At 45.7% G+C, this 23,819-nt stretch carries 25 protein-coding genes; 22 read left to right on the plus strand and 3 right to left on the minus strand.

Features of this window, described 5'->3' with window-relative positions; all coding sequences use genetic code 11:
• Window positions 1–7: 7 nt before the first annotated feature.
• The 7 genes from QP775_RS01440 (at window position 8) to QP775_RS01470 (ending at window position 4,824) form a co-directional block, all read left to right on the plus strand.
• Complete coding sequence (locus QP775_RS01440) at window positions 8–187, plus strand: IDEAL domain-containing protein (RefSeq protein WP_028544273.1); 180 nt, start codon at window positions 8–10, stop codon at window positions 185–187.
• An 82-nt stretch (window positions 188–269) separates the two neighbouring features.
• Window positions 270–722, plus strand: a complete 453-nt coding sequence (locus QP775_RS01445) for a DUF2487 family protein (protein ID WP_285102994.1) — start codon at window positions 270–272, stop codon at window positions 720–722.
• A gap of 178 nt (window positions 723–900) precedes the next feature.
• Window positions 901–1,440: a Rieske (2Fe-2S) protein gene (locus QP775_RS01450; protein ID WP_239327247.1), complete on the plus strand. Its 540-nt coding sequence runs from the start codon at window positions 901–903 to the stop codon at window positions 1,438–1,440.
• 16 nt (window positions 1,441–1,456) lie between these two features.
• Window positions 1,457–2,128, plus strand: a complete 672-nt coding sequence (gene qcrB / locus QP775_RS01455) for a menaquinol-cytochrome c reductase cytochrome b subunit (RefSeq protein WP_239327248.1) — start codon at window positions 1,457–1,459, stop codon at window positions 2,126–2,128.
• A 16-nt stretch (window positions 2,129–2,144) separates the two neighbouring features.
• Complete coding sequence (locus QP775_RS01460; RefSeq protein WP_239327249.1) at window positions 2,145–3,029, plus strand: c-type cytochrome; 885 nt, start codon at window positions 2,145–2,147, stop codon at window positions 3,027–3,029.
• Window positions 3,030–3,181: 152 nt separating this feature from the next.
• The gene (locus QP775_RS01465) at window positions 3,182–3,859 is read left to right on the plus strand and encodes a DUF1405 domain-containing protein (protein WP_285102998.1); all 678 of its coding nucleotides are present in this window, start codon (window positions 3,182–3,184) and stop codon (window positions 3,857–3,859) included.
• Window positions 3,860–3,978: 119 nt separating this feature from the next.
• Window positions 3,979–4,824, plus strand: a complete 846-nt coding sequence (locus QP775_RS01470) for a sporulation protein YpjB (protein WP_285103000.1) — start codon at window positions 3,979–3,981, stop codon at window positions 4,822–4,824.
• Between the two features lie 103 nt (window positions 4,825–4,927).
• Here QP775_RS01470 and QP775_RS01475 read toward each other — a convergent pair whose 3' ends face one another.
• Window positions 4,928–5,797 (minus strand): YitT family protein, encoded by an 870-nt coding sequence (locus QP775_RS01475; RefSeq protein ID WP_239327252.1) that lies wholly within the window; start codon window positions 5,795–5,797, stop codon window positions 4,928–4,930.
• Between the two features lie 153 nt (window positions 5,798–5,950).
• Between QP775_RS01475 and QP775_RS01480 the strand changes: the two genes are divergently transcribed.
• The 15 genes from QP775_RS01480 (at window position 5,951) to QP775_RS01550 (ending at window position 21,017) form a co-directional block, all read left to right on the plus strand.
• Window positions 5,951–6,340 (plus strand): nucleotide pyrophosphohydrolase, encoded by a 390-nt coding sequence (locus tag QP775_RS01480; protein ID WP_285103003.1) that lies wholly within the window; start codon window positions 5,951–5,953, stop codon window positions 6,338–6,340.
• A gap of 5 nt (window positions 6,341–6,345) precedes the next feature.
• Window positions 6,346–7,149 (plus strand): 4-hydroxy-tetrahydrodipicolinate reductase, encoded by an 804-nt coding sequence (gene dapB / locus QP775_RS01485; RefSeq protein ID WP_285103005.1) that lies wholly within the window; start codon window positions 6,346–6,348, stop codon window positions 7,147–7,149.
• A gap of 81 nt (window positions 7,150–7,230) precedes the next feature.
• On the plus strand, window positions 7,231–7,656 hold the full coding sequence (locus QP775_RS01490) for a methylglyoxal synthase (protein ID WP_239327255.1): 426 nt from the start codon (window positions 7,231–7,233) through the stop codon (window positions 7,654–7,656).
• The gene (bshB1, locus tag QP775_RS01495; protein WP_239327256.1) at window positions 7,656–8,351 is read left to right on the plus strand and encodes a bacillithiol biosynthesis deacetylase BshB1; all 696 of its coding nucleotides are present in this window, start codon (window positions 7,656–7,658) and stop codon (window positions 8,349–8,351) included. Before QP775_RS01490 ends, bshB1 begins: the two co-directional genes overlap by 1 nt.
• A gap of 62 nt (window positions 8,352–8,413) precedes the next feature.
• Window positions 8,414–9,574: an N-acetyl-alpha-D-glucosaminyl L-malate synthase BshA gene (gene bshA, locus QP775_RS01500; protein ID WP_239327257.1), complete on the plus strand. Its 1,161-nt coding sequence runs from the start codon at window positions 8,414–8,416 to the stop codon at window positions 9,572–9,574.
• 40 nt (window positions 9,575–9,614) lie between these two features.
• Window positions 9,615–11,204 carry a CCA tRNA nucleotidyltransferase gene (locus QP775_RS01505; protein WP_285103008.1) on the plus strand — a complete coding sequence of 530 codons (1,590 nt, stop codon included), beginning with the start codon at window positions 9,615–9,617 and terminating at the stop codon, window positions 11,202–11,204.
• A complete protein-coding gene (locus QP775_RS01510) occupies window positions 11,201–12,187 on the plus strand; it encodes a biotin--[acetyl-CoA-carboxylase] ligase (protein ID WP_285103010.1) in 987 nt (328 codons plus the stop codon). The genes QP775_RS01505 and QP775_RS01510 overlap by 4 nt, the downstream gene beginning before the upstream one ends.
• Window positions 12,188–12,484: 297 nt before the next feature.
• Window positions 12,485–13,345 (plus strand): 3-methyl-2-oxobutanoate hydroxymethyltransferase, encoded by an 861-nt coding sequence (panB, locus tag QP775_RS01515; RefSeq protein ID WP_239327260.1) that lies wholly within the window; start codon window positions 12,485–12,487, stop codon window positions 13,343–13,345.
• Between the two features lie 3 nt (window positions 13,346–13,348).
• Window positions 13,349–14,233 carry a pantoate--beta-alanine ligase gene (panC, locus tag QP775_RS01520; protein WP_285103012.1) on the plus strand — a complete coding sequence of 295 codons (885 nt, stop codon included), beginning with the start codon at window positions 13,349–13,351 and terminating at the stop codon, window positions 14,231–14,233.
• Between the two features lie 5 nt (window positions 14,234–14,238).
• Window positions 14,239–14,622 carry an aspartate 1-decarboxylase gene (gene panD, locus QP775_RS01525; RefSeq protein WP_239327262.1) on the plus strand — a complete coding sequence of 128 codons (384 nt, stop codon included), beginning with the start codon at window positions 14,239–14,241 and terminating at the stop codon, window positions 14,620–14,622.
• 139 nt (window positions 14,623–14,761) lie between these two features.
• Entirely contained in the window at window positions 14,762–15,424 is a 663-nt protein-coding gene (locus tag QP775_RS01530; RefSeq protein WP_239327263.1) for a tetratricopeptide repeat protein, read from the plus strand.
• Window positions 15,425–15,585: 161 nt separating this feature from the next.
• Window positions 15,586–18,456, plus strand: coding sequence for an ATP-dependent DNA helicase DinG (dinG, locus tag QP775_RS01535; protein WP_239327264.1), 2,871 nt, complete (start codon window positions 15,586–15,588; stop codon window positions 18,454–18,456).
• A 43-nt stretch (window positions 18,457–18,499) separates the two neighbouring features.
• The gene (locus QP775_RS01540; RefSeq protein ID WP_285103015.1) at window positions 18,500–19,174 is read left to right on the plus strand and encodes a redox-sensing transcriptional repressor Rex; all 675 of its coding nucleotides are present in this window, start codon (window positions 18,500–18,502) and stop codon (window positions 19,172–19,174) included.
• Window positions 19,149–20,459, plus strand: a complete 1,311-nt coding sequence (locus QP775_RS01545; protein WP_239327266.1) for an amidohydrolase — start codon at window positions 19,149–19,151, stop codon at window positions 20,457–20,459. The genes QP775_RS01540 and QP775_RS01545 overlap by 26 nt, the downstream gene beginning before the upstream one ends.
• Before the next feature lie 15 nt (window positions 20,460–20,474).
• The gene (locus QP775_RS01550; RefSeq protein WP_239327267.1) at window positions 20,475–21,017 is read left to right on the plus strand and encodes a cell wall elongation regulator TseB-like domain-containing protein; all 543 of its coding nucleotides are present in this window, start codon (window positions 20,475–20,477) and stop codon (window positions 21,015–21,017) included.
• Between the two features lie 62 nt (window positions 21,018–21,079).
• On the opposite strand, the gene QP775_RS01555 is transcribed toward QP775_RS01550, so the two are convergent.
• Window positions 21,080–22,432, minus strand: a complete 1,353-nt coding sequence (locus QP775_RS01555; protein ID WP_285103018.1) for a lytic polysaccharide monooxygenase — start codon at window positions 22,430–22,432, stop codon at window positions 21,080–21,082.
• Window positions 22,433–23,172: 740 nt separating this feature from the next.
• Window positions 23,173–23,805, minus strand: a complete 633-nt coding sequence (locus QP775_RS01560) for an HXXEE domain-containing protein (protein WP_239327269.1) — start codon at window positions 23,803–23,805, stop codon at window positions 23,173–23,175.
• Between the last annotated feature and the right edge of the window lie 14 nt (window positions 23,806–23,819).

Genomic DNA, 23,819 nt, shown 5'->3' on the forward strand with positions numbered 1-23,819 from the left:
GCATCCTATGGATAAAATGAAGGTTTCTTACGAAGTGATGTTGGGCTTGACGGCAGAGATGATATGGGACGACGCGATTCGTAAGCATCGTACCCGTCAAATTTACGTAGCAATTGATGAAGCATTGGCTACAGGGGATGAAGCATCCTTTCAAATGCTGACGAACGAGCTGAAAACGTTACAATGAAGAACGCATCATGCGATTCTTCATTTTTTTGTGCAAATCAGTATAATGGAGAGGAAGAAGTAGGAAAAACGGAGGGGACAGCATGAAGTTCAGTGAAATCTCGGAAGCGCAGTGGCAACAATGGAAACCGTATTTAGATACGTGTGTAATTCCTGTAACCGGATTGACAGGGGCTCTGACACCTTATCAAGTGACACAATGCTTGGAGCAATTAAGAGATTGGCTGGAGCATGTCGAAATTCCTTTTCATGGACGTATCGTTACATATCCAGCATACCATTTTGTTGGTCATCCATCTGACATCTCTGTTGCACATGGAGAGTGGACGAAGTTGGATCGATTAGCGGCAGAACTTAAAGCTGCTGGCTTCCGTTATGTTATTGGTATGTCTGCTCAGGTGGATCTGCCGCACGAGAAGCTGTCGAATTGTGATCTCGTATTAACTCCATTTGCTACTCGAGATATTGAGAGCGAGAATAGTCGTCAACGAATCAGTGAGCTTGTCCAAACAATGTGGTCTTCATCACAATACTAGTGTCAAATGTGACAAAATCCCAACATTTAACGAAACACTATTGGTTGATCGTACCAAATTAATTGGTAAATTCTTGACGCTTACATAGGGCTGGGATATTATAGGGATGTCTTAGTTAGAATGTGATAATCGTCATAGTAAGCTGCGAGAACGGTTGGGTAAAGGGGGGTAAGAGACGATGAGCAAACCGCATGAGAACGAGCATAATCCTCACAAACCAGCGGCACGCAAAGAAATGTCGCGTCGACAATTTCTTTCATACACGTTAGGTGGGGCGACTGCTTTTATGGCGGGGGGAGCAGCATTGCCAATGGTTCGGTTTGCGGTAGATCCACTTTTGCAGAAAAAGACAGAGGGAAATTACATCAAGGTTGTAGAAGTAAGCAAGATTACAGATCAGCCGCAAGAATTCAACTTCGAAGTGACGCAAGTTGACGGCTGGTACGAGAGCAAGCCGACATTGACAGCATGGATTCGCAAGGATGATAAAGGAATCTTGGCGTTATCCCCTGTATGCAAGCATTTGGGCTGTACAGTTTCCTGGAACAACAATGCGAAGTATAAAGACCAGTATTTCTGTCCTTGTCACGGCGCGCATTATACACCGGATGGCAAACAGCTAGCTGTTGCCCGTGCACCATTGGATGAATACAAAGTAAAAATCAAAGACGGTTTTGTTTACTTGGGCGATAAGATGCCGAACACACGTGCGAAATAAGGAGGCGTAGCAACAGATGTTAAAGGGTGTTTACAACTGGATTGACGAACGTCTCGATATTACGCCGATGTGGCGGGACGTTGCCGATCACGAAGTACCTGAACATGTCAACCCCGCGCACCATTTCTCCGCATTTGTGTATTGCTTCGGTGGATTGACGTTCTTTATTACTGTTATCCAGATTCTATCTGGAATGTTCCTGACTATGTATTATGTACCGGATATCGTGAATGCCTATTACAGTGTTGAATATTTACAGACAAAAGTTGCATTCGGGCAGATCGTTCGCGGTATGCACCATTGGGGCGCAAGTCTCGTTATTGTTATGATGTTTTTACATACGCTTCGCGTATTCTTTACGGGTTCATATAAGGCTCCGCGTGAAATGAACTGGGTCGTTGGGATGTTAATCTTCTTTGTAATGCTCGGCCTTGGTTTCACAGGATACTTGCTCCCGTGGGATAACAAAGCATACTTTGCTACCAAAGTCGGTATGGAGATTGCGGATACGGTTCCTTACATAGGACCTTATTTAAAAGAATTGATGCAAGGTGGCACGATCGTAGGTGCCCAGACTTTGACGCGATTCTTTGCCATCCACGTCTTCTTCCTGCCGGCAGGACTGTTAGCCTTGTTGGGCGCGCACTTCTTTATGATTCGCCGTCAAGGTATTTCCGGACCGCTATAAGAAAGGAGGAACCAAGATGGCACACGGACATTCATCCAAAGAAAAAGTCGTGTATGTTGGCGACTCCCGCGTAAAGAAAAGAAGTTATAATCCGGAACAACCGGATTACACGACTTATCCTGGCAAGTCGGAAGCATTCATTCCTAACTTCCTGCTAAAGGAATGGATGGTAGGAGTCGTGGCGTTGGTAGCTTTTCTCGTACTAACGATTTCCGAGCCGCCTCCGTTAGGTTATCCAGCAAATCCAAACAACACAGGATTTGTTCCGATTCCAGACTGGTACTTCCTGTTCCTGTATCAATTACTGAAGTATCCATATGCCTCCGGTTCCTACGTTGTGATTGGCACTGTACTGATACCGGCCATTATGTTCGGTGGACTGGTTATGGCTCCTTTCCTCGATTCAGGTAAAGAGCGTCGTTTCTACAGACGCCCAATCGCTTCCTCCTTGATGTTTGTATCTCTGCTCGCGGTTATTTATTTAACCAAGGTTGCTTGGAACGGATATGAACACGAGTTAAAAGAGCTTAACATCATTCCAGAGCATATTGAGCGTGAAGAGAAAGCTCGCGAGGCAGCAGCGGCTGGCAAACCGACCGGTCAAGCCAAGCCTGGAGGCAAGGAGATTGCGATTGTGGACAAAGATGATCCTGCAATGGCATCCTTTAAGAAGGCGACATGTGTGGCGTGCCACGGTGCTGACTTGAAAGGCGCAAGCGCTCCAAGCCTACGTGGAATTGGGGATGCGCTTTCAAAAGATGAGATTTTGAAAATCATCCATGAGGGCAAGGGTGATGGCAAGATGCCAGCAATGTATGATACGGCAATTGGTGCGGGTCTTACAGATCAGGACATCGATCACCTAGCAGAATGGCTTGCGAAACAGAAAGCAGCAGAGTAAACTATAGTTAGGAACAACCTGATCGTTATTGACGGTCAGGTTTTGTTTGTTCATACAGCTGATTTACAGCTTTTTTTGGATGTATGTTGTACCATTTATGTCACTGGTCCAGTAACTTTTTGTTTTATTAATCTGGGAGGCTGTGGTATTCGTTGAAGGTGTCAATGTTATGGAGTCGCTATTTTTTGAAGCAGAGATGGGTGCTATGGTCGTTATTTTTGACCAACTCGTTGGGAACCATTTACGGCTATTACTGGTACAAATATCAATTGGTGGATACTTGGGAGCACTCTCCGAAATGGCAAATTGTATTTGTACCAGACAGTCCGACAGCAAGTTTGTTTTTTTCATTAGCTCTGTTGTTTTTGCTATTTCCGATGAAGAAACAGAAAAGATGGCTGAGTGCGATCCGTGTCGTAATCGAAGCTTTAGCAGTAGTAACTTCTATTAAATATGGGATATGGGCTTGTGCGATGATATTGGCGGGTGCCTATCAGGGTGAGCCGTTGATTTGGCAGGATTGGATGTTAATAAGCTCTCACTTAGCGATGGCCATAGAAGCTGTTTTGTTTGTACGTCTATTTCGCTTTGCTGGCATTAGTCTTTGTCTTGCAGCAGCCTGGACATGGTTGAATGATTATGTGGATTATAAATATGATGTTTACCCCTATTTGCCACAAGCGTTATGGGATGACGTATCTGCAGTATCGACTTTTACAATTATATTAACGGGTGTAAGTGTAGTTACTGCAGGCATAGCTTATTATTATCGTCTGAGACAAGAACGCATGATGAGCGGCAGCTCGAATAAGCTGAATGTGAAATTGTAAAGGTATTCAATCGTTGCTGTAATTCAGCTTTGCTATTTATTGAAGAAATGCGGAATTACACCGTACGAGCTGTTCTAAATTCAGACATCGCCCCATAGGTTAGTCATGGAGGGATGTCCATGCACCGTTACAGGATTGTGAGTGTCCTATTGGCTTTGATCATGCTAATCTTCACCAGCCCACTCCTTCATGCGTTAAATGAAACGGTCGAGGAGTCGAAAGAGCAGAATATGCACCAAGGATGGAGGGAGGTTGACACCTCCACGGAACGTTTATACCGAAAAGTCGCTTCCGGTGATGTATCGGGAGCTTTGCATACGGTAAAAAAATTGGAACTGGTCCTTGCGTCTCCGGGATTGTTTGACAGCATGACTGCTGAGCAAATTAAAGCTATTACGGAAACGTATGTGGATATGAAGCGTGAACTTCATGCTGCTTCCATTAACGAAAAAGAGTTATCACATGCTGCAGCTAAGTTTAAATTGGCAGTAGATGCGATCACACATCCTAACCGATCGATGTGGCTTCAGTATGAACAAGTGCTGCGAGATGATCTGGAACAGATGGTTCAAGCGGGGACTAAGCAGCAGTGGGAACAAGCTAGTCGCCTCTGGTTAGAGCATACGGATCGGATAATGCCCGCAGTGGCTATACAAAGGTCCGTGCAGACAGTTGAGATGTTAAAGTCTATCAATGTACTGGTCATGAAGATTAATGATTCACCAGCATCGAGAGATCAGGCTCGAAGAGCTTTACAAGATTATGAGCCTATGCTGATGAAGGCGTTGTTTGGCCACGCGAAAGATAGCCCTGCATTTGCTAACGTAGCTGAGGATCAAATTCCATTACGGGTTGTGATGTGGTTAGCTTGTATAGTAACAGTGACCTTGGCATATGTTGCCTATCAGAAATACCGTTATCAAGAACATCACATCCATGCAGGCCCATGGAATAAATCGAGTTAGTTAATGAACGAGACAAACGATATTCTCTTATCGTTCTAAAAGAAAAGGTCGGCAGTTCACGTCTAGTGACGAGTACTGCCGACCTTTTCTAATAACCTGCCTGTTATTCTTCTTTAAAGCCTTCACCAAGCACATCATGTACATCTCCGACAACGATAAACGCCCTCGGATCCACAGTCTTCACGATGGACTTTAGTCTTCTCATCTCATGACGGGCAACGACACAATACACCATCTGCTTGTCCTGTCGGGAATAATAGCCTATAGCAGGAATCAAGGTAACGCCGCGTTCCAATTCCGATGTAATTAGCTTGCCAATCTCGTCGGGATGGTCAGTAATAATGGTAAACGACTTGGCTGCGTAAGCACCTTCCTGGATGAAGTCAATCATCTTTGATGCAATAAATACAGCTACAAGTGTATATAATATTTTCTCTTTAGGTATGTAAAACAATGCTGCACCTATGATAAATACGTCTAGTATTAAAATAAATTGACCCATGCTGATATGAAACTTGCGATTGGCAATGCGTGCTAATATGTCTACACCACCAGTTGTGCCCCCAAAACGGAATACGATGCCTAATCCGGTTCCTAGTGTAACGCCAGCATATAATGTAGCCAGAATAAAGTCATGTTCCGTTTGGAAGGGGACGATCCATTGTCTGGATACGGCTAATTCGAACAGCCACAAAAAGAAAGTAAGGGACAGGACACCAAAAATGCTATAAATCATTTGAACTTTGCCAAGTGATCGCCAACCGACTAGAAATAAAGGAATGTTAATAACGAGGGTGGAAAGTGCAGGATTGATCTCTGCGGCATATTTGAGCAGGACGGTTATACCCGTAACGCCGCCTTCCATAAGCTGATTCGGGATAATAAAGTAGAGCAGACCGAAGGCGTAAATGGCAGTTCCAATCATGATCGGAAGGAATGTATGCCATACCCTATTCAGAAACGTGGATGTCATATATCGCTGTTCTCCTTGTGTCAAAATGCTTAACCTTCCTTAGTATATCGAAATGATGTGAGGATAAAAAGCATTTGTTTTCCATGATGCTTTACGATAACATAGAAGCTAAATACAGCCTACATAATTGTACAAGTAGAAGAAGGAGATGGCATGACAGAACAAGAACGCAGAGCCATCTTGGACACGCTGCGCAGCAAGCCTTTAGCCGATATGCAGCATGAGGTGGAACAATATATTTCTCAGTTTAAAGAAGGGTACTTCAGTCCACTGTCCATGCTAGCCAGGCTGCTTGAAGAAGCTGGCGAATTGGCACGTGAAGTAAACCATTTACATGGAGAAAAACCTAAGAAAGCAACAGAAGCCGATAACTCCATTGAGAATGAACTGGGTGATCTTCTGTTTATTTTATTATGCTTTGCAAATTCACTAGGCATTGACTTAACGAAAGCACATGATGAGGTCATGCATAAGTTCAATACACGCGATAAACATCGTTGGACACGTATTGACGGCGAGCAAAGCTCGGAAGGGGAAGATTAATCAGCATGGAACGTATACGAGTAGCAGTAGCCGGAGCAGGCGGACGAATGGGACGAGAAGTGGTTAAGATGGTACTTGAGGATGACTCATTGGAATTGGCGGCAGCAATTGCTACAACAACAGGACCAGTAGATGCAGCATCGTTGGTGGGCCTGCCATCGTGCGGCGTCACGGTAACCAATGATCTTTCCGCTGCACTAGCGGACAGCAAGCCCGATGTGCTCGTTGATTTTACGACGCCAAGTACAGTGATGCAGCATACATCGTTAGCTATTCAGCACGGAGTAAGGCCTGTAATTGGAACGACGGGATTTACCCCAGAGCAGATTGAGGAACTGCAAGCCATGTGCAAAGAAAAGGAACTTGGTGGGTTAATTGCACCTAATTTCTCAATAGGCGCGATATTAATGATGCGTTTTGCCCAACAAGCAGCTAAGTACTTCCCTGATCTGGAAATTATTGAATACCATGGTGATCAGAAGCTGGATGCTCCATCGGGTACAGCTGTGAAGACAGCAGAGCTTGTTGCACAGGTGCGTGCTGAACATAAGCAGGGCAATCCGAACGAAGAAGAGAAGATTGAAGGCGCTCGTGGGGGCTATTATAATGGATTCCGTATCCATAGTGTGCGCCTGCCGGGAATCTTTGCGCAGCAGGAAGTAATATTTGGCGGCAATGGACAGACGTTAAAGATTCGCCATGATTCCTACGAGCGTTCAGGCTACATGCCAGGTGTGAATGTTGCTGTTAAGAAAGTGATGCAATTGGACCAGCTTGTTTATGGTTTTGAGCATCTTTTGGATGACTAATAGACATGATGATATCATCGACCTACGATTTTCAGCAATAGAACATACATTTAACGGGATAGATGATGGAGGGGTAGACTTATGCTGAATATTGCTTTTATTGCACACGATCGTAAAAAATCAGAAATTGTTAACTTTGTAATTGCTTATGAAAAAGTATTTGAGGGTCACAAGTTATTTTCGACAGGAACAACAGGGCTGCGAATTATGGAGCAGACAAGCCTTGATATTACAAGATTTAAATCGGGACCGTTAGGTGGAGATCAGCAGATTGGCGCCTTAGTTGCAGACAATGAAATGGATTTAATCGTCTTCTTGCGTGATCCGTTGATGGCACAGCCTCATGAACCGGACATCATCGCGCTTTTGCGTTTGTGTGATGTACAAGGCATTCCAGTGGCCACCAATATTGCAACAGCTGAAATTCTTGTTAAAGCGTTGGAACGCGGAGATTTTGCATGGCGTGAATTGCAGCACAAATACAAGCCGGGAGTCGATGAATCCTAATGGAACATGTGGACATTCTTGCCTTTGGCGCACATCCTGACGATGTCGAGATCGGGATGGCTGGCACACTCGCCAAACACCAGCTCGCTGGATATCGAACGGTGATCTGTGATCTTACCTATGCGGAGATGTCCTCTAATGGTACCGTAGAGAAACGACAGCAGGAAGCAGGCGTTGCCAGTGAAGTGCTTCAGTTGTTCGCGCGGGAAACGATCGGATTGCCCGACCGTGGTCTTCAACTGGTGGATGAGCATATTCAGGCGGTTGTTCGCATGATACGCCGTTATCGCCCGCGAATTGTATTTGCACCTTATTGGGAAGACCGGCATCCTGATCATGTCATGTGCAGTCGAATTGTACAGGAAGCTGTGTTTAATGCCAAGCTGAGACGTTATATGCCTGATATAGAAGCCCATCTTGTTGACCAGGTTTATTATTATTTTATTAATGATATTGCACCTGCAGATCTAATTGTTGATGTATCGGATGTATACGATCACAAACGCAGTGCACTACTGGCTTATGAGTCACAATTTACGGCACCATCGGCTCAGACTGACATTGTATCTACTCCACTGAATCAAGGATATGTAGAACGAGTGGAAGCTCGTGATTCATTGCTTGGTCAAGGCAGAGGGATGACACAAGCGGAAGCATTTATTCATAAAGGGCCATACGCTGTGCATTTATTCTAATACCGTCAAGTTATGACTTCATATAGGAAGATGACAGCGCTTGAATAGAGGAGGGGAACGGGTTGAGCGAAGGTTTGAAAATTGGAATAACGTGTTATCCGTCCCTCGGCGGGTCTGGAGTTGTTGCGACAGAGCTAGGCAAGTTGTTAGCAGAGCGCGGTCATCAAATCCATTTTATAACACACAATATTCCGTTTCGTTTAGGTTCTAAATTTCAAAAGAATATACAGTATCACGAAGTAGATGTAAATGATTATTATGTATTCCGATACCCGCCATATGATTTGTCATTAGCGAGCAAGATGGCGCAAGTCGCCAACATTCAGCAGCTTGATTTGCTGCATGTTCATTACGCGGTACCACATGCGGTATGTGCCTATCTTGCCAAGCAAATGGCACATCCGGATCTTAAGGTCGTGACGACGTTACATGGCACGGACATCACGGTGCTGGCACAGGATGAGTCGCTGAAAGACATGATACGGTTTGCTATTAACCAGAGTGATGCTGTAACAGCTGTATCACAGGATTTAATTAAGCAGACGAGAGAAATGCTTGATATTAATCGAGATATCGACCTGACTTACAACTTTATTGACAAAAGGGTATATTATCCTCGCGATATTGCGCATTTGCGTTCAGAATTTGCTTATCCCCATGAGAAAATATTGATGCATATCTCCAACTTCCGTCCTGTGAAGCGGGTAAGTGATGTAGTGGAAGTGTTTGCGAAAGTGCATGAGCACGTTCCTTCAAGACTCGTCTTTGTAGGAGAAGGTCCCGATATGCCTAAAGTTCAATGCATGATTCGTAACATGGGCTTGGAGGATCGTGTTCATTTTCTGGGCAAGCAGGATGAGATTGCACAAGTCATCTCATTGGCTGACGTCTTGCTGCTGCCGTCAGAGAAGGAAAGCTTCGGTTTAGTTGCACTTGAGGCGATGGCTTGTGGCGTTCCGACAATTGGCTCAGAAGCTGGGGGCATTCCCGAATTGGTAACCCATGGTGAAACGGGATACTTGGCTCCTGTTGGGGATACAGACAAAATGGCGGAACATGCGGTACAACTGCTAAGCAATGAGTCCCTAGCGGCACAGATGAGAGAAGCTTGCTTGCATCGTGCGCGCCATGTATTCTGTAACGATCTTATAACGTGGGAATATGAAAAAATATATTATCGAGTACTCAATCGCGAAGTGATGAATGCGAAGCCTTCTTGCTAATCCATCGCTTTACGAGGACTGATGGATTAGGAGTTTATATATGAAGCTGCAATTGCAAGGTCCTTTATGGAAAGAAGCACAGGCCGTTATTTGTCGTCTGGATGAGAGTGGATACTCTGCTTATATGGTAGGCGGCTGCGTACGAGATACACTTCTTGGACGTCCGATTCATGATGTAGATATTGCGACCTCTGCCTTGCCGGATGAAGTGGCAGCGTTATTTGATAGAGTCATTCCCACTGGCATCGCACACGGCACGGTGACTGTATTAATGGGGGAACATACATACGAAGTAACAACTTTTCGTAGAGAATCGGCTTATGCTGATTATCGCAGGCCCGAGCATGTGGAGTATATTACAGATTTAACAGAAGATTTGGAGCGACGTGACTTTACAATAAATGCAATGGCACTTGCGGCTGACGGCTCCATCATAGATCCGTTCGGCGGACAACAGGATCTGATAAGTAGAAACATTCGCTGTGTAGGCTCTGCTCGTGAACGTCTCAAGGAAGATGCGCTGCGCATGCTGAGAGGGATTCGTTTTGCGTCTGTGCTAAATATGAGAATGGCAAAAAGTACGTGGCGTGCAATTCGGGAAACTCGTAGTAAGCTGAAGCACATTGCTATGGAGCGAATACGTGATGAACTATGGAAGCTGCTTGCAGGTCCGTACCCAGCTCGAGGATGGGCAATGGTGGTCCGCAGCGGTGTGTTGGCATATGTTAAGGAGCCTGTAGGATACTTAGCTGCGGGGCTATGTGAAGCTCGATCAGACAGCTTTAAGGGTAAAGCTGCTGCAAATGATATCGATCTGACCGTGATCGAGTCAGGGGCTCATGATCAGGCTGCTTCTTTACAGCAGCCGTCTTCTATATGGAACGCGCTCGGGCAAGTCACTACACCCGAGCTGCGTATGGCTGTGCTTGCGCTTTCGCACCGCGCAAGCTTAGAAGAGGCGGCGCAGGTGCTGGCTGCGCTGCGCCTGTCCGGTGCGCAGCAGGACGCCATATTAGGCGTCCTGCACGCGCACGCGCTGCTCGCGCAGGCGGCAATACCGTCTGCCGCCTGCGCGAACGTCTCCGCCGCAGAGGACGGCGCTGCCGCTCTGCGGCGGGCTGTCGCGCAAGCCGTGCTCGCCTATGGCGAGACGGCTGTGCGCGGAGCACTCGCGTGCGGCCGCGCATGGCTTGCGGCAAGCGATTCAATAGCCACGCAGCGCGTGGACGATTGTGCCGCGCCAAAGATTAATGAACTTCCACCGCAGGCTTTGGTGGATGCGGACGTAACGGCACGAATAGGCGGCTCTGCCAACTCAAGCAGCAATAAAGAGCTGACGCTGCCAATGACAAGCGGCAGTTGCTCGGATACTCAGCCGACTGGGTCAGGCATAATGCTGTGGAAGATGCTGCTCAATGAAGGTGACAGATGGATTCACGATTTGCCTGTGCGCCAGCTTAAGGATTTGGCGATAAGCGGCAAAGATGTGTTAAAAAAGATAGATCGGCCGGCCGGACCATGGGTTAGAGCATGTTTGGAAGGCATTTGGCTTGATGTGGCATTGGGCATCGTAGATAACAACGTTTACATGCTGCAACAACATTTAGAAAGAAAGTGGGGGGCATCGTGAACGAACGTTTGTTGGCTTGGTTTCAAGCGCACCCAAATGAGTTTGTATCCGGCGAAGAAATAAGCCGAGAATTAAATATTTCGCGAACTGCCGTCTGGAAGCATATTAATCGGCTTCGTGCGAAGGGATTCGAATTTGAAGCCGTGCCGAAGTTGGGCTATCGACTTTTACAGCAGCCAACACGTCTGGATGAAATCTCACTCCTTACACAATTGAAGACACAAACGTTAGGCCGTCAGATTCGTATTGTGGGCCGGACGGAGTCGACTCAGAACGAGGCGCTGAAATGGGCGGAAAATGGTGCGCGGGAAGGTGCGCTTGTCATTGCTGAAGAGCAGACTGGCGGAAGAGGACGACGAGGCCGTATCTGGCATTCGCCTCCTGGTAAAGGCATATGGATGAGTATGGTGCTGACGCCCCGTATCCCCTTGCATTTTACCCCACACTTAACGTTGTTAACAGCTGTAGCGATATGTAGAGCGATCAAACGGATTGTACCTGTACCGGTCGGCATTAAATGGCCTAACGATTTACTTATTCATGAGCGTAAAGTATGCGGGATATTGCTGGAATCGCAAGCAGAAGATGAGCGCTTAGTTCGTGTTATTGCTGGCATCGGTATTAGTGTGAACTTGGATGAACAAGACTATCCAGATAACTTGCGTCATATTGCTACATCCCTAAAGCGTGAATACGGCCAAGAAATAGACCGAGCTACACTGCTGGCCGAGATTTGTCTGGAATTAGAGCAATTGTACAAGCTTTATGAGGAGCAGGGGTTCGGGCCAATACGTACATTATGGGAAGCGCAAAGTGTCACGATCGGTCGTGAGGTATCGGTAGCAACACCTTATGGGGATGTGACGGGAACTGCACAAGGATTAGATGAATCTGGTGCGCTTGTTCTGCTTGGGCAGGACGGACAGTATCGGAAAGTGTTTTCAGGGGATGTTCATTTCACTAGTGAAGGAACCACTTTCTAATTTGATTAATAAATGTAAGTCATGGGTACACTCGAGGATTTACTTCGATTACATATTTGATTATACTACCTATGTAGGCGATATCCGTTCGGAATCGCACTCGCAAAGCAAAGGAACTGTGCTGACAAGTACATATCCTTGTTGTGCTGCATATTTCTGCTCTGAGCCGAAGGGACCGAGACAGAGAGACGTCGCATGCGACCTCTTTTTTGCTTTGGGACCTTTTTAGTGGAAACGCTAAAAGGTTTTTTTGTTTTGCGCAAACTAAAAAGAGAATCGATAAGGAGATGAGTTAGGATGAAAGTGAAACAACCTCTAAGTATCGTAAAAATGAAACAAATGAAGGTGAATCAGGACCCGATCACCATGATGACGGCGTATGATTATCCCTCTGCAGCCCTCGTAGAAGAAGCCGACATGGATATCATTCTGGTTGGCGACTCTTTGGGCAACGTCGTACTTGGTTACGACTCAACACTTCCCGTGACCATTGACGATATGGTCTATCATACGAGAGCGGTTCGCAGGGGAGCGCCTCATACATTTATTGTGGCAGATATGCCTTTTATGACCTATCACAGCTCGGTTAGTGAGACGATGAAGGACGTGCGGCGCTTAATGCAGGAAGGTCATGCCAATGCAGTTAAGATGGAAGGCGGTTCCGAGATTGCATTGATGGTTGACGCTTGCGTGAAAGCGGGTGTACCTGTGCTTGGTCATATTGGACTGACGCCGCAATCGGTACATCAACTTGGCGGTTATCGTGTTCAGGGCAAGACGCCAGAAGACGCAGCCCGTCTCTTGGACGACGCTTTAACTTTAGAAAGAGCGGGTGCTTTTGCTGTCGTCTTGGAGCTTGTGACGGATCAAGTCGCGGCTTATATTAGTGAACGATTATCGATCCCAACCATCGGCATTGGAGCAGGAGCATCTTGTGATGGACAAGTGCTTGTATTCCACGATGTGTTAAAATATACACCGGCTTATCGGGAAAAACGATTCGTCAAGACTTACGCGGATATTGGTACGACCATTCGGGAGAGCATGAAGACCTATGTTAAGGATGTAAAGCAGCGTTCGTTCCCGGCTGAAGCTCACGCTTTTCATGCGGATGATGTGGTACTTGACAGCTTGTATGGACATGGAAAGGTGGAGTAATCGTTGTTAGTAGTTAGAACGATTGCGGAACTCAGAACCGCAATTAAAGAATATAGGTACAAGCAAAGAAATTGTACAGTCGGATTTGTACCGACAATGGGATATTTGCATAATGGACATGCAAGTTTGATGAGGCGTTCCGCAGCAGAGAACGAGGTATCTGTGCTTAGCATTTTTGTTAACCCGATCCAATTCGGGCCAAATGAAGACCTTGACCGATATCCACGGGATGAGCAGCGTGACTTGGCGTTAGCAGAGTTATGTGGAATCGATATTGTGTTTCTGCCGTCGGTAGAGATGATGTATCCTCAGGAGACCAAGACTAAGGTTGTTGTCGCACAGATGACGGCTTCACTTTGTGGGGCATCCCGACCAGGACACTTTGATGGAGTTACAACAGTCGTTTCGAAGCTGTTCCATATGGTGCAGCCTGACCGAGCTTACTTTGGGATGAAGGATGCCCAACAGATTGCTGTGCTGCAGCAGATGGTATACGACTTGAATATGGACGTTGAACTGGTGCCATGCCCAATCGTAAGAGAAGAAGACGGACTTGCACTTAGCTCGCGTAATGTTTACTTGTCCGAGGATGAGCGAGCGCAGGCGCTTGTGTTATCTCAATCTTTGCGTCTTGTCTCGGAGTGGCTTGCAGTTGAGCCAACGGTGACAGCTGGTGCATTGGCGGACCGTATTCGAACGTATATCAACGGTTCACCACTAGCTGAGATTGAATATGTGGAAGTGGTGGCGTTCCCTTCCTTACAGCCATTAACAGCAGCACTACCGATGAGTGAGCGTACGACAGATGTACTAATTGCATTGGCAGTTCGATTCGGTGCGACCCGATTAATTGATAATCGATTGCTTCAAGCTGCAGAAGAGGAGTGAGCCGTTTGTTTCGCGAAATGATGAAATCTAAAATTCACCGTGCTACGGTGACTGAGGCTAATTTAAATTACGTAGGCAGCATTACAATTGATGAGCAGTTGATGGAACTGGCGGATATTTTGCCGAATGAAAAAGTTCAGATCGTCAATAATAACAATGGTGCGCGTCTGGAAACGTATGTGATTACAGGTGAACGTCATTCTGGCGTTATCTGTCTGAATGGCGCTGCTGCCCGACTCGTTCAACCCGGTGATAATGTCATTATTATTTCTTATGCGGGGATGAATGATGAGGAAGCACGTCAATATCAGCCTAAAGTTGTATTTGTGGATGAACGTAACCAGCCTGTTGAGCTTGCACATGTAGAAGTACACGCTACCATCCGTTAGTATTCAAGCGCAGAACGAGCAAGTACCGGTAAAGCTGTTGGATCGTTGGAGCATCGCATGAAACGTGAACGATTAACACACAATGAACATGAGCCGTACAATCATGCACAGCATCACATTGTAAAGGTGGGATGAAGTTGTGTTGCAGCACATGTTCGCGACGATGAACGAATTGTTGGATGAGATTATCCAGCAGTATCCTTCGGCAGAAGGGACAACCAAGCAGGAACTGGAACACCAGATGTCTCTGCTGCGTTCCATGAGTGACCACATAGTTGAGGAATGGCTCCGTTTTGAAGAAAAGCTGGCTCTCGTTCGAGCTGAACGGAGCGCGGGCAATCAAGTACCTGCCACAGTGTCGAATCAGAATCCGCCAAGCGAGGACTCCGAGCTTCCGGATTACAATGATCCACTGCAGTACGGGCAAGGTTACTTTACGCTTCGTATGTATGAACAAGCCTCCAGACATCTGGAACAAGCGATATCCAGACATCCGGACAAGTTAATTGCACGAGTATATCTGGGCTTATCGTATTTGCATCTTGGTCGCAATCAAGAGGCTTGCCGTCATTTTCATTTTATTATCCCTTTGACGGAAGATGCAAAGCTAAAAGCGTTGGCATATAACGCTCTTGGCTGTATACAAGCGCTTCACCGCAATACCGAAAAGGCGCAGCATTATTTTCAGAAGGCACATTTTGCCGATCCGACAATTCCGGAACCGATTGCCAATTTGAAGGTATGCATCCATAATCACGGCGTACTTCAATATGGAGAGAAGCGGATGGCGCACATGTCGTAACGATGGAATGAAGCGTATAGATGTCCACAAGCATTCGTTCTAGACTGCATCATACACATGGAGAGGGGAACATCTTTTCGTAGATGTTGCCCTCTCCTCATTTTCAAACGACTGAACATCTGTTATTCTTAAAACAGAAATGGTGAGAGGAATTGTTAGGGATGAGATTTGCCGTATTGGATTTTGAGACTACGGGTAATCAACCGGGAGATGAAATTATCCAAATTGGACTCGTTATTCTCGGAGCTAATTTGCAGGTGGAACAGGAATATCATACCCTTGTGAAGCCTACAATCCCGATACCCGAATTTATTACACAATTAACGGGCATTAGCGAAGAGATGGTGAAAGAAGCACCTGATCTGGATGAAGCAATGACTGGGATGGTACCGTTATTAAATGATGTTGTGCTTGTTGGACATCATGTTGCTTTTGATTATCAGTACTTAAGACAAGCGCTAGAACATACAGGTTACCTACCCTTTACGGGTAGAATCCTCGATACGATAGAATTGCTGCGCATTTTATTTCCTTCCTTGACTTCTTATCAGTTAGGATCGGTTGCCCAAGCATTTAATATTACCCATGAACGTCCTCATCAAGCAGACAGTGATGCACTTGCGACCGCGGATATTTTTATTCGTTGCCTACAGGCTGTAGATGATTTACCATTGCTAACGCTTCAGCGGATTGTGGACTTATTTGGCTCTGACGAGAAGGATCTGGGCTGGCTGTTATATACGAAGCTGGTAGAACGCGAGCAAGATGCGGTACGGCTCAGCGAGGAGGGGGATGTATCGGCATATCGCCAGCTTGCATTTAAGCTGGGGGAGTGGACACATGTGCTTCCACCTCGTGAAGGAATGGATCAACCTGCTTTGGAAGGAAGCTCGTTTACACAATTTCTGGACGAAGTGAAATCTAATCTGAAAGAAAGATTAAGTAATTACGAACCGCGCGAAGCTCAAGAACAGATGTTCCAAGAGGTGATGGACAGCCTTGATCATGATCGGCATCTGTTGATTGAAGCAGGAACGGGTACAGGCAAGTCGCTTGGCTACTTGCTGCCTTCCATTTATTATAGCGTTAAGCACGATAAGAAAGTGATTGTTAGCACACACACGATTAATCTGCAGGAGCAGTTAAGACAACGCGATTTGCCGCTTCTGGAGCAGATATTGCCTGTTCCATTTAAAGCCACGATTCTTAAAGGACGCAGCCACTATTTGTGTTTGAGAAAATTTGAACATAAAATAAACTATAAAGAGTTTGTGCACGTCAAGGACGATATTTTGACTGCGGCACAGATGATCGTCTGGTTAAGTCAGACGGAGCATGGCGATGATGAAGAACTGCATCTGATTCAAAAGGGGCCGGAATTCTGGGATACTGTCGCGAGTGACAGCGATTCGTGCTTGAACCGGGCTTGTCCTTGGTTTAGAAGGTGTTTCTATCACCGGGCTAAGAATGATGCCAACATGTCGGATGTTATCATTACGAATCACTCTTTGTTGTTCACTGACGTGATCGCAGAGCATCGACTGCTGCCTGCCTATGAACACCTGGTCATTGATGAAGCGCATCATTTTGAAGAGACAGCAGGGAAGCATCTTGGTCTTCACTTGCAATACTTTTCACTAATTCATCCCCTTATTCGATTGTTTAAGGACAGCAAGAACGGGGCGCTTATTCTTCTACAGATGCGTTTGCGTCTATCAGGCAACGAGAAAGCGATGATTTGGGCTGAGGGCATTGAGAAGCTGCTCACTCAGCTTGCGGATGTACGAGAAGTGTGGGATCGGATGAACGATGCATTGTTCCAACTAATGCCACCGCCTGAAGCGGGTCAGGCGGAAGCAGGGCAATCCGTACTGAGGCTGCAGTCACAATCACGGCCAGAGTCTTGGAGCGGTGTAACTGAGTTGGAAGAAGATGTGCATGTACGTTTAAGTGACATCGTTCGAACGGGTGAGAAGTTGGTCAATGAGTGGAAAGATGTTGATGATGAAGAACTGCAAGCCGTTGTTGTTGATGTTACAGGGCTATTTAAAGATTTAGCTGAAGTCAGAGATGAATTCAGGCAATTTATGAAGGGTACGGAACCTGATACTGTTTATTGGATGGAAGGCAACATGCAGTACCGTCATAAATCAATGCAGATGTACGGCGTGCCAGTTGACGTAAGCGAAGCTTTAAATCGTTATTTCTTCGAACCGAAGAAAAGCATTATTTTAACATCGGCGACATTATCTGTTGACAAGTCGTTCCAGTTCGTGGAAGAACAGATTGGTTTGAAGGAAGCTGCACGGGATGGTAGGCTGCACAGCGTGATTTTACCTTCTCCATTTAATTACCGAGAACAAGCACTGGTTGTTATTCCGCGAGATTTTCCTACTGTTAAAGGTTCAGGTGACCCGCTATTTAACAGCAAGCTGGCTCAATCGATAGGGGATATTGCCAAAGTAACCCGCGGCCGCATGCTCGTACTCTTTACATCTTATCGCATGCTCAAAGATGTTTATGAACAGCTCAAAGATTCGCTAGCGCCGCATGGAATTCAAGTGCTGGGACAAGGGATGGATAGCGGCAACCGGAGTAAGCTGACTCGAAGATTTCAGGAGCAGACGTCTTCTGTGCTGCTGGGTACAAGCAGCTTCTGGGAGGGTGTAGATATTCCTGGTGATGCACTTACTTGCCTCGCTATTGTTCGATTGCCGTTCCAGCCGCCGAATCATCCGCTTGTAGAAGCGAAGTCGGATCGCCTGAAAAGACAGAAGCAAAACCCGTTTCGCAAGCTGTCTATACCGCAAGCCGTCATTCGATTTAAGCAGGGATTTGGACGTTTGGTACGTACAACTCGGGATAAAGGAATCGTCATCATTTATGATACGCGTGTAATTGAGACAAGTTATGGCAAGCATTTCTTATACTCGCTGCCAGGTCCGAAGATGGAACATATGGCGACGGATCAACTAGTGCCTCGGATCGAAACCTGGTTAGAAGATAACGAAACGATAGACAATAACAGCTAAGAACTCTACAACTGTATTTAACTATCGAGAGGGGGCTCTATCGATGAAGACGTTAAAAATATCAGAAGCAGTCGTTCGTCGACTACCGATTTACCTGCGCCATCTGTTGGAATTAAAGCAACGTGAGGTTCTGACTGTATCCTCGCAGGATCTTGGGCAGAAGCTGGATTTGAATCCGGCTCAGATTCGCAAAGATTTGGCTTATTTCGGAGATTTCGGACGCAAAGGGATCGGCTATGACGTGTCGTATTTGATTGAGCAGATCAAGCATATTCTAAAGCTGGATCAGAAAGTGCACGTTGGTTTGGTTGGTGCTGGTAAGCTAGGACATGCCTTATGTAATTACACGGTATATTTGAATGATAACATGAAGATTGTAGCCGTATTTGATGCGCAGCCTTCCAAAATAAATACGACTATTAACAATCTACGCGTTCAACCGATGGAAGAATTACAATCTACCGTGATCGAGAATCGTATCCGTATTGGGATAATTACTGTACCCGCACTGGAAGCACAGCAAGTCGCAGATCAATTCGTTCAGGCGGGAGTTGAGGCGATTTTGAACTTTGCACCTGTTATTTTAAAAGTTCCAGCGCATATCCGTGTGCATACGGCTGACTTTACGACTGATCTGTTCAGCCTGGCGTATTATTTACAAGATGATGAAGAAGGAAAGGACACGGTGACACATGACGACAACATTAATCGTACGTAATGGCTTATTTGCACAATTGCAGCCAGATGCGACTAGTTCGACTCTCAAAGGATATATGGTAGTTGAAAATGGTCGGATCATGCATATTGGTGCAGATTTGCCTGAACAATATCATCAAGCCGATGCGCAAATTATTGATGGGAACGGGCTGTTCTTTATGCCTGGTCTTGTGAACACGCATGGGCATGCTGCCATGACGCTGCTTCGTGGTTATGGCGACGATATGGTGCTTCAAAGATGGCTGGAAGAGAAAATGTGGCCTATGGAAGGAAAGTTTACGGATCAGGATGTATACTGGGGCACTGCATTGGCTGTTCTGGAAATGTTAAAGGGCGGCACGACTACCTTTGTTGATATGTACGATCATATGAATGAAGTAGCAAAGGTAAGCGAGCAGGCGGGTATCCGTGCAGCACTGATGCGTGGTGCAATCGGCTTGTGCAGTGATGAGGTACAGCAGATGAAGCTGAATGAAGCGGTCCAATTCGCGAAAGATTGGAACGGTCAGGCGGAAGGGCGCATTACGACAATGCTAGCCCCTCATGCTCCTTATACGTGTCCACCAGCGTTTATAGAGAAATTCGTACAGGCAGCGCACGATATGGATTTGATGCTGCATACACATATGTCTGAGACACGAGCGGAAGTAGAGCAGAACGTCAAAGATTATGGCCTGCGTCCAGTAGCTCATCTCGAGAAATTGGGCTTCTTTAGCCGACCGTCCTTTGTAGCTCATGGTGTTCATTTGACAGATGAAGAAATTGAAGTGCTTGCACGTCATCATGTAGGTGTATCTCATAATCCAGCTAGCAACTTGAAGCTTGCGAGTGGGATTGCAAGAGTTGTAGATCTTCAACGCGCTGGAGTTAATGTATCCCTGGGAACGGACGGTGCGGCAAGCAACAACAACTTGGATATGTTCCAGGAAATGCGACTGGCAGCAATGATTCATAAAGGGGTATCGGGCGATCCAACGGCTGTTCCTGCCGCAGAGGCGATGCGTATGGCTACGATTAATGGTGCGCGTACAATCGGACTGCAAGATGTCGGACTGCTTGAAGTGGGTATGAAGGCAGATTTTGTTGCTGTGAACATTGACCAGCCTCATTTGCTGCCACATACCGATCTTGTATCGCACATGGTGTATTCAGCTTCAGGCCAAGATGTCAAACATGTATGGATTGACGGAAAACAAGTGGTCAAGGACGGCACATGTACGACGCTTGATGAAGAACAAATTCGCTATGAAGCTTCGCAATGCTTTGAAGGCTTGCTTAGCCGATAGACGGAGGAGGCGAAGATGGCCAGAACTCGAGCGAGGCGGCACAGCCGAATGAGGTTGTGGATATTAGCCGTATCTTTTGTAATCGTTTTGTTGGGATTTCTGACTGTTCGATATTTGATGTCGGTTAACGATATTGAGCATGCGAGGGAAGCAGAGATCATTCAGCGGGCGAATAAAGCAATTGCGCTGAAAGAAATTATTCATGTAGATAAGTCTGTATGGGATACCGTTTATTATATCGTAACAGGTAAAGATCAAGCCGATGCCGAACAAATGGTATGGGTAGGTGCTAAAGATACGGACCCTGTAACTGTGATGAAGGCAGCTGACGGTGTCTCAAAGGCTCAAGTAACCGAATTGCTTCAGACGGAATATGCAGGAATTCATATTGTACGTGTTATTCCAGGTGTGAAAGCTAACGATAAGGGCGAACAGACATTTGTATGGCAGGCGCAGGTACAACGTCCAGATGAAAATGGCATTAAACGATATTTCTATCATTTTTTTGACTTCAAGTCTGGTGCTAAGCTGGATGTATATGCAATGCCTAATCAATAATACCCTAGGGGCATAGCCCCTAGGGTATTATTATTTTGGACGACGTGGTCAGGATAATTAACCTATTTCAGCTGCCACAAAGCGGGCACATTGCTTGGCTCCCAACCAATTAAAGAGGTGTGAGGCTGGCGGCACTCATACACATTGCCATTGTAGCTAACTTTTGTACCGACGGTATATGCCGTGTTAGGTGCCCAAGCCGGAACAGTAGGAGTTGCGGTCGTTGTGGCGCTAATCGCATTGCTGTCTGCGGACACATTGCCCGCTGCGTCGAACGCACGAACAGTAAACGTGTAAGTAGTGCTGGCGCTCAAGCCTGTAACGACGTAACTAGTCGTTGTGCCCGATACGGTCGCGACTAAAGTTGTTCCTTGATATACACGATAACCAGCTACGCCGACATTGTCTGTGGATGCACTCCACATTAACGGTATGCTTGTAGCCGTCGTTGTGCCCATCACATGTAAGCCAGTAGGCACAGTTGGTGCTTGAGTATCTACTGGAACTGGTGGTGTGGTGACAGTGACTGCATTGCTAGCCGCAGATACATTGCCGGCAGCATCGACAGCTTTAACAGAGAATGTATAAGCTGTGTTGGAAGTAAGTCCGTTAACGGTGTAATTTAACGTCGATCCTGACACAACAGCAACAAGATTACTACCGTTATAGACGTTGTATCCTGTGACACCTACATTATCGGTAGACGCGTTCCAAGCCAACGATACAGAGGTAGATGTGCTGCCGGTAGAGTTAAGAGCGGCAGGAGCAGTTGGAGCTTGGGGATCAGTAGGGTTGTTGCCACCAAAGTTCACGTCAATGACATTGTAGAACGCATTTCCTGTATCCGCGATTTCCCATACTGCTAAGATGACATGATATCCCGAACGATCTGTAGGTACGTTGCACGTATCGGAGTAAGTAAATGGAGGACGCGCACCGCCATAATTCACAGAGCAGAATGGTGTAAGGTCAAAGGAAGCGCGAGTAAGGGCCGAATTAGGGTTCCAATTAGGCTTAGTAATGTAGTATTTCCAACTCGTTGTTGCATGCGCAGCTGTTAGCTTCCAATTAAAAGTAGTCTGTCCGCCGCTAATGTTGACTTTTGTCCAACGAGTAGCAGATTGCTCATCCAGCTTAGGGAATGCGCCGTTAGCGCTTGCGATCTTCCCATCCGCAGGGCCAGTGTTAGGGAAACCTTTAGGGGCTTCCAAACTTTGTGGCTCATAAATGATGGCACCGCAATCGGTGTTCTGTCCCAATTTGCATAAAGCGGCTCGGCTGGCAGGCCCCTCTATATAACCGTGTCCAAATGCTTTATCTGAAAAAAGTACCATACATATAGCAGCAATAAACATCACGCCACACGCAACAAAAAGCTTGGTCATCACTTGGTTCGGCAATCGAAGTTGATTCATATCATTAACCTCCTCTTATTTTGGCAAATGACAATCTATTAAATTCGATTCTAAGCTTCTGAAAATAGACGTTATAACCTCCTTTCATACATGTGTTCTTAAAGCGGTAACAAAAGATCTATCAGCAGCAAAGAACCCTCCTTTCTGAAGCTAGATTTATATAAACTCATATGAGCTCATATACGATGTGAGATCGGAAACATGATGTGAGTTGTCGATAAATCAGCTGGGAGTTGACGAGTCGCTAGCTTATAACTGGAGTGGTGTTCGTAAAGGATGTAGGCGGAAGAGGGAAGATGACTTGTCCTTATCATATCTTAAATTGTGAACGTTGTGTGAACTAAAGATTTTAACAAAATTTAATACATCATCATTTTTATTAATTGATACCGTATAAACTTTGCGGCTCTAACTAATTACCACTCTTCATTTGACTGCAATAATACGTATACGCATTGCTGAATAATGATTAGAACTAAAATCTCTATAAATTTTTAGGGGGATAACCGTTTTCATTTTATGGCAGGCATAATTGTTTTATGTATGTTCTGTAAATTAAATATTTGAAGAATTTGTTCAGCTTTGCATGATTAGTTAGCGCCTTACTCCGATCTGGGCAGTAATCCATGCAGTTAGAAGCCTAAAGAGAATAAAAACCTACACGTCAAAGGATTATTGCCCTGTTCGCTGCGGCAGTAACCCTTTGACATCGAATAGGTTGAGACGCCCGACTTAGAATCTTACATCGCTTTAGGCTTGTACGGACCTAATTGCTTATCCGAGAAGCTATGACACGAGTTTTTATCCTTTAGCCACATGTTACCTTTAATAATCAAAATATAGACAGCTATTAAAAAGTATATCGTGCCGAGAATCCAATCCGTCGTACTTACCAACTGTTGTGTCACGATATGATAGATATACCAGCCCCCAATAGGCAAATGAAATACGAGAACTGCAAATAAACCGGGATTATAGAGTGTTTTGGCTTTAATATTGGCGAAGATGCCGTGCCATATGAATTGGAAAAATCCCATAAAGATAGGAGCAAGTGCAAGCCAAATTACGTTTGGAAGCAAGATAGGAAGTAGATAAAATACATAAGCGATAATCAAATTAATAATCATGGCAGATTGTGTATTCAGCGGATAGTGGTCTGGATACTCGCTCTTAAAAATAACGACATTAAACAGTCCACCGAAGTAACCGGGCCATCGATACTCTTCATATTGGTGCACAAGGATAGCTACAAAGCTGAGCCACAAGATGACACTTATTTCGGACATGCTATTCCCATATACACCCAAGCCCACACATACGATAACTCCGATAAGCATACCTAGATCAGACCAGTATTTTCGCAAGAAGTTCATAGTATCGTTCTCCT

It is taken from the genome of Paenibacillus sp. UMB4589-SE434 (assembly GCF_030226685.1).
Classification (GTDB): domain Bacteria; phylum Bacillota; class Bacilli; order Paenibacillales; family Paenibacillaceae; genus Paenibacillus_B.

Bases quoted from the DNA above. Each gene is read 5' to 3' on its own strand.
- QP775_RS01440 (WP_028544273.1), top strand. From the start codon at position 8: ATGGATAAAATGAAGGTTTCTTACGAAGTGATGTTGGGCTTGACGGCA.
- QP775_RS01445 (WP_285102994.1), top strand. From the start codon at position 270: ATGAAGTTCAGTGAAATCTCGGAAGCGCAGTGGCAACAATGGAAACCG.
- QP775_RS01490 (WP_239327255.1), top strand. From the start codon at position 7,231: ATGCTGAATATTGCTTTTATTGCACACGATCGTAAAAAATCAGAAATT.
- QP775_RS01475 (WP_239327252.1), bottom strand. From the start codon at position 5,797: ATGACATCCACGTTTCTGAATAGGGTATGGCATACATTCCTTCCGATC.
- QP775_RS01560 (WP_239327269.1), bottom strand. From the start codon at position 23,805: ATGAACTTCTTGCGAAAATACTGGTCTGATCTAGGTATGCTTATCGGA.
- panB (WP_239327260.1), top strand. From the start codon at position 12,485: ATGAAAGTGAAACAACCTCTAAGTATCGTAAAAATGAAACAAATGAAG.
- QP775_RS01470 (WP_285103000.1), top strand. From the start codon at position 3,979: ATGCACCGTTACAGGATTGTGAGTGTCCTATTGGCTTTGATCATGCTA.
- bshB1 (WP_239327256.1), top strand. From the start codon at position 7,656: ATGGAACATGTGGACATTCTTGCCTTTGGCGCACATCCTGACGATGTC.
- QP775_RS01550 (WP_239327267.1), top strand. From the start codon at position 20,475: ATGGCCAGAACTCGAGCGAGGCGGCACAGCCGAATGAGGTTGTGGATA.
- dapB (WP_285103005.1), top strand. From the start codon at position 6,346: ATGGAACGTATACGAGTAGCAGTAGCCGGAGCAGGCGGACGAATGGGA.
- dinG (WP_239327264.1), top strand. From the start codon at position 15,586: ATGAGATTTGCCGTATTGGATTTTGAGACTACGGGTAATCAACCGGGA.
- QP775_RS01505 (WP_285103008.1), top strand. From the start codon at position 9,615: ATGAAGCTGCAATTGCAAGGTCCTTTATGGAAAGAAGCACAGGCCGTT.
- QP775_RS01540 (WP_285103015.1), top strand. From the start codon at position 18,500: ATGAAGACGTTAAAAATATCAGAAGCAGTCGTTCGTCGACTACCGATT.
- QP775_RS01555 (WP_285103018.1), bottom strand. From the start codon at position 22,432: ATGAATCAACTTCGATTGCCGAACCAAGTGATGACCAAGCTTTTTGTT.
- QP775_RS01480 (WP_285103003.1), top strand. From the start codon at position 5,951: ATGACAGAACAAGAACGCAGAGCCATCTTGGACACGCTGCGCAGCAAG.
- QP775_RS01545 (WP_239327266.1), top strand. From the start codon at position 19,149: ATGACGACAACATTAATCGTACGTAATGGCTTATTTGCACAATTGCAG.
- QP775_RS01460 (WP_239327249.1), top strand. From the start codon at position 2,145: ATGGCACACGGACATTCATCCAAAGAAAAAGTCGTGTATGTTGGCGAC.
- qcrB (WP_239327248.1), top strand. From the start codon at position 1,457: ATGTTAAAGGGTGTTTACAACTGGATTGACGAACGTCTCGATATTACG.
- QP775_RS01450 (WP_239327247.1), top strand. From the start codon at position 901: ATGAGCAAACCGCATGAGAACGAGCATAATCCTCACAAACCAGCGGCA.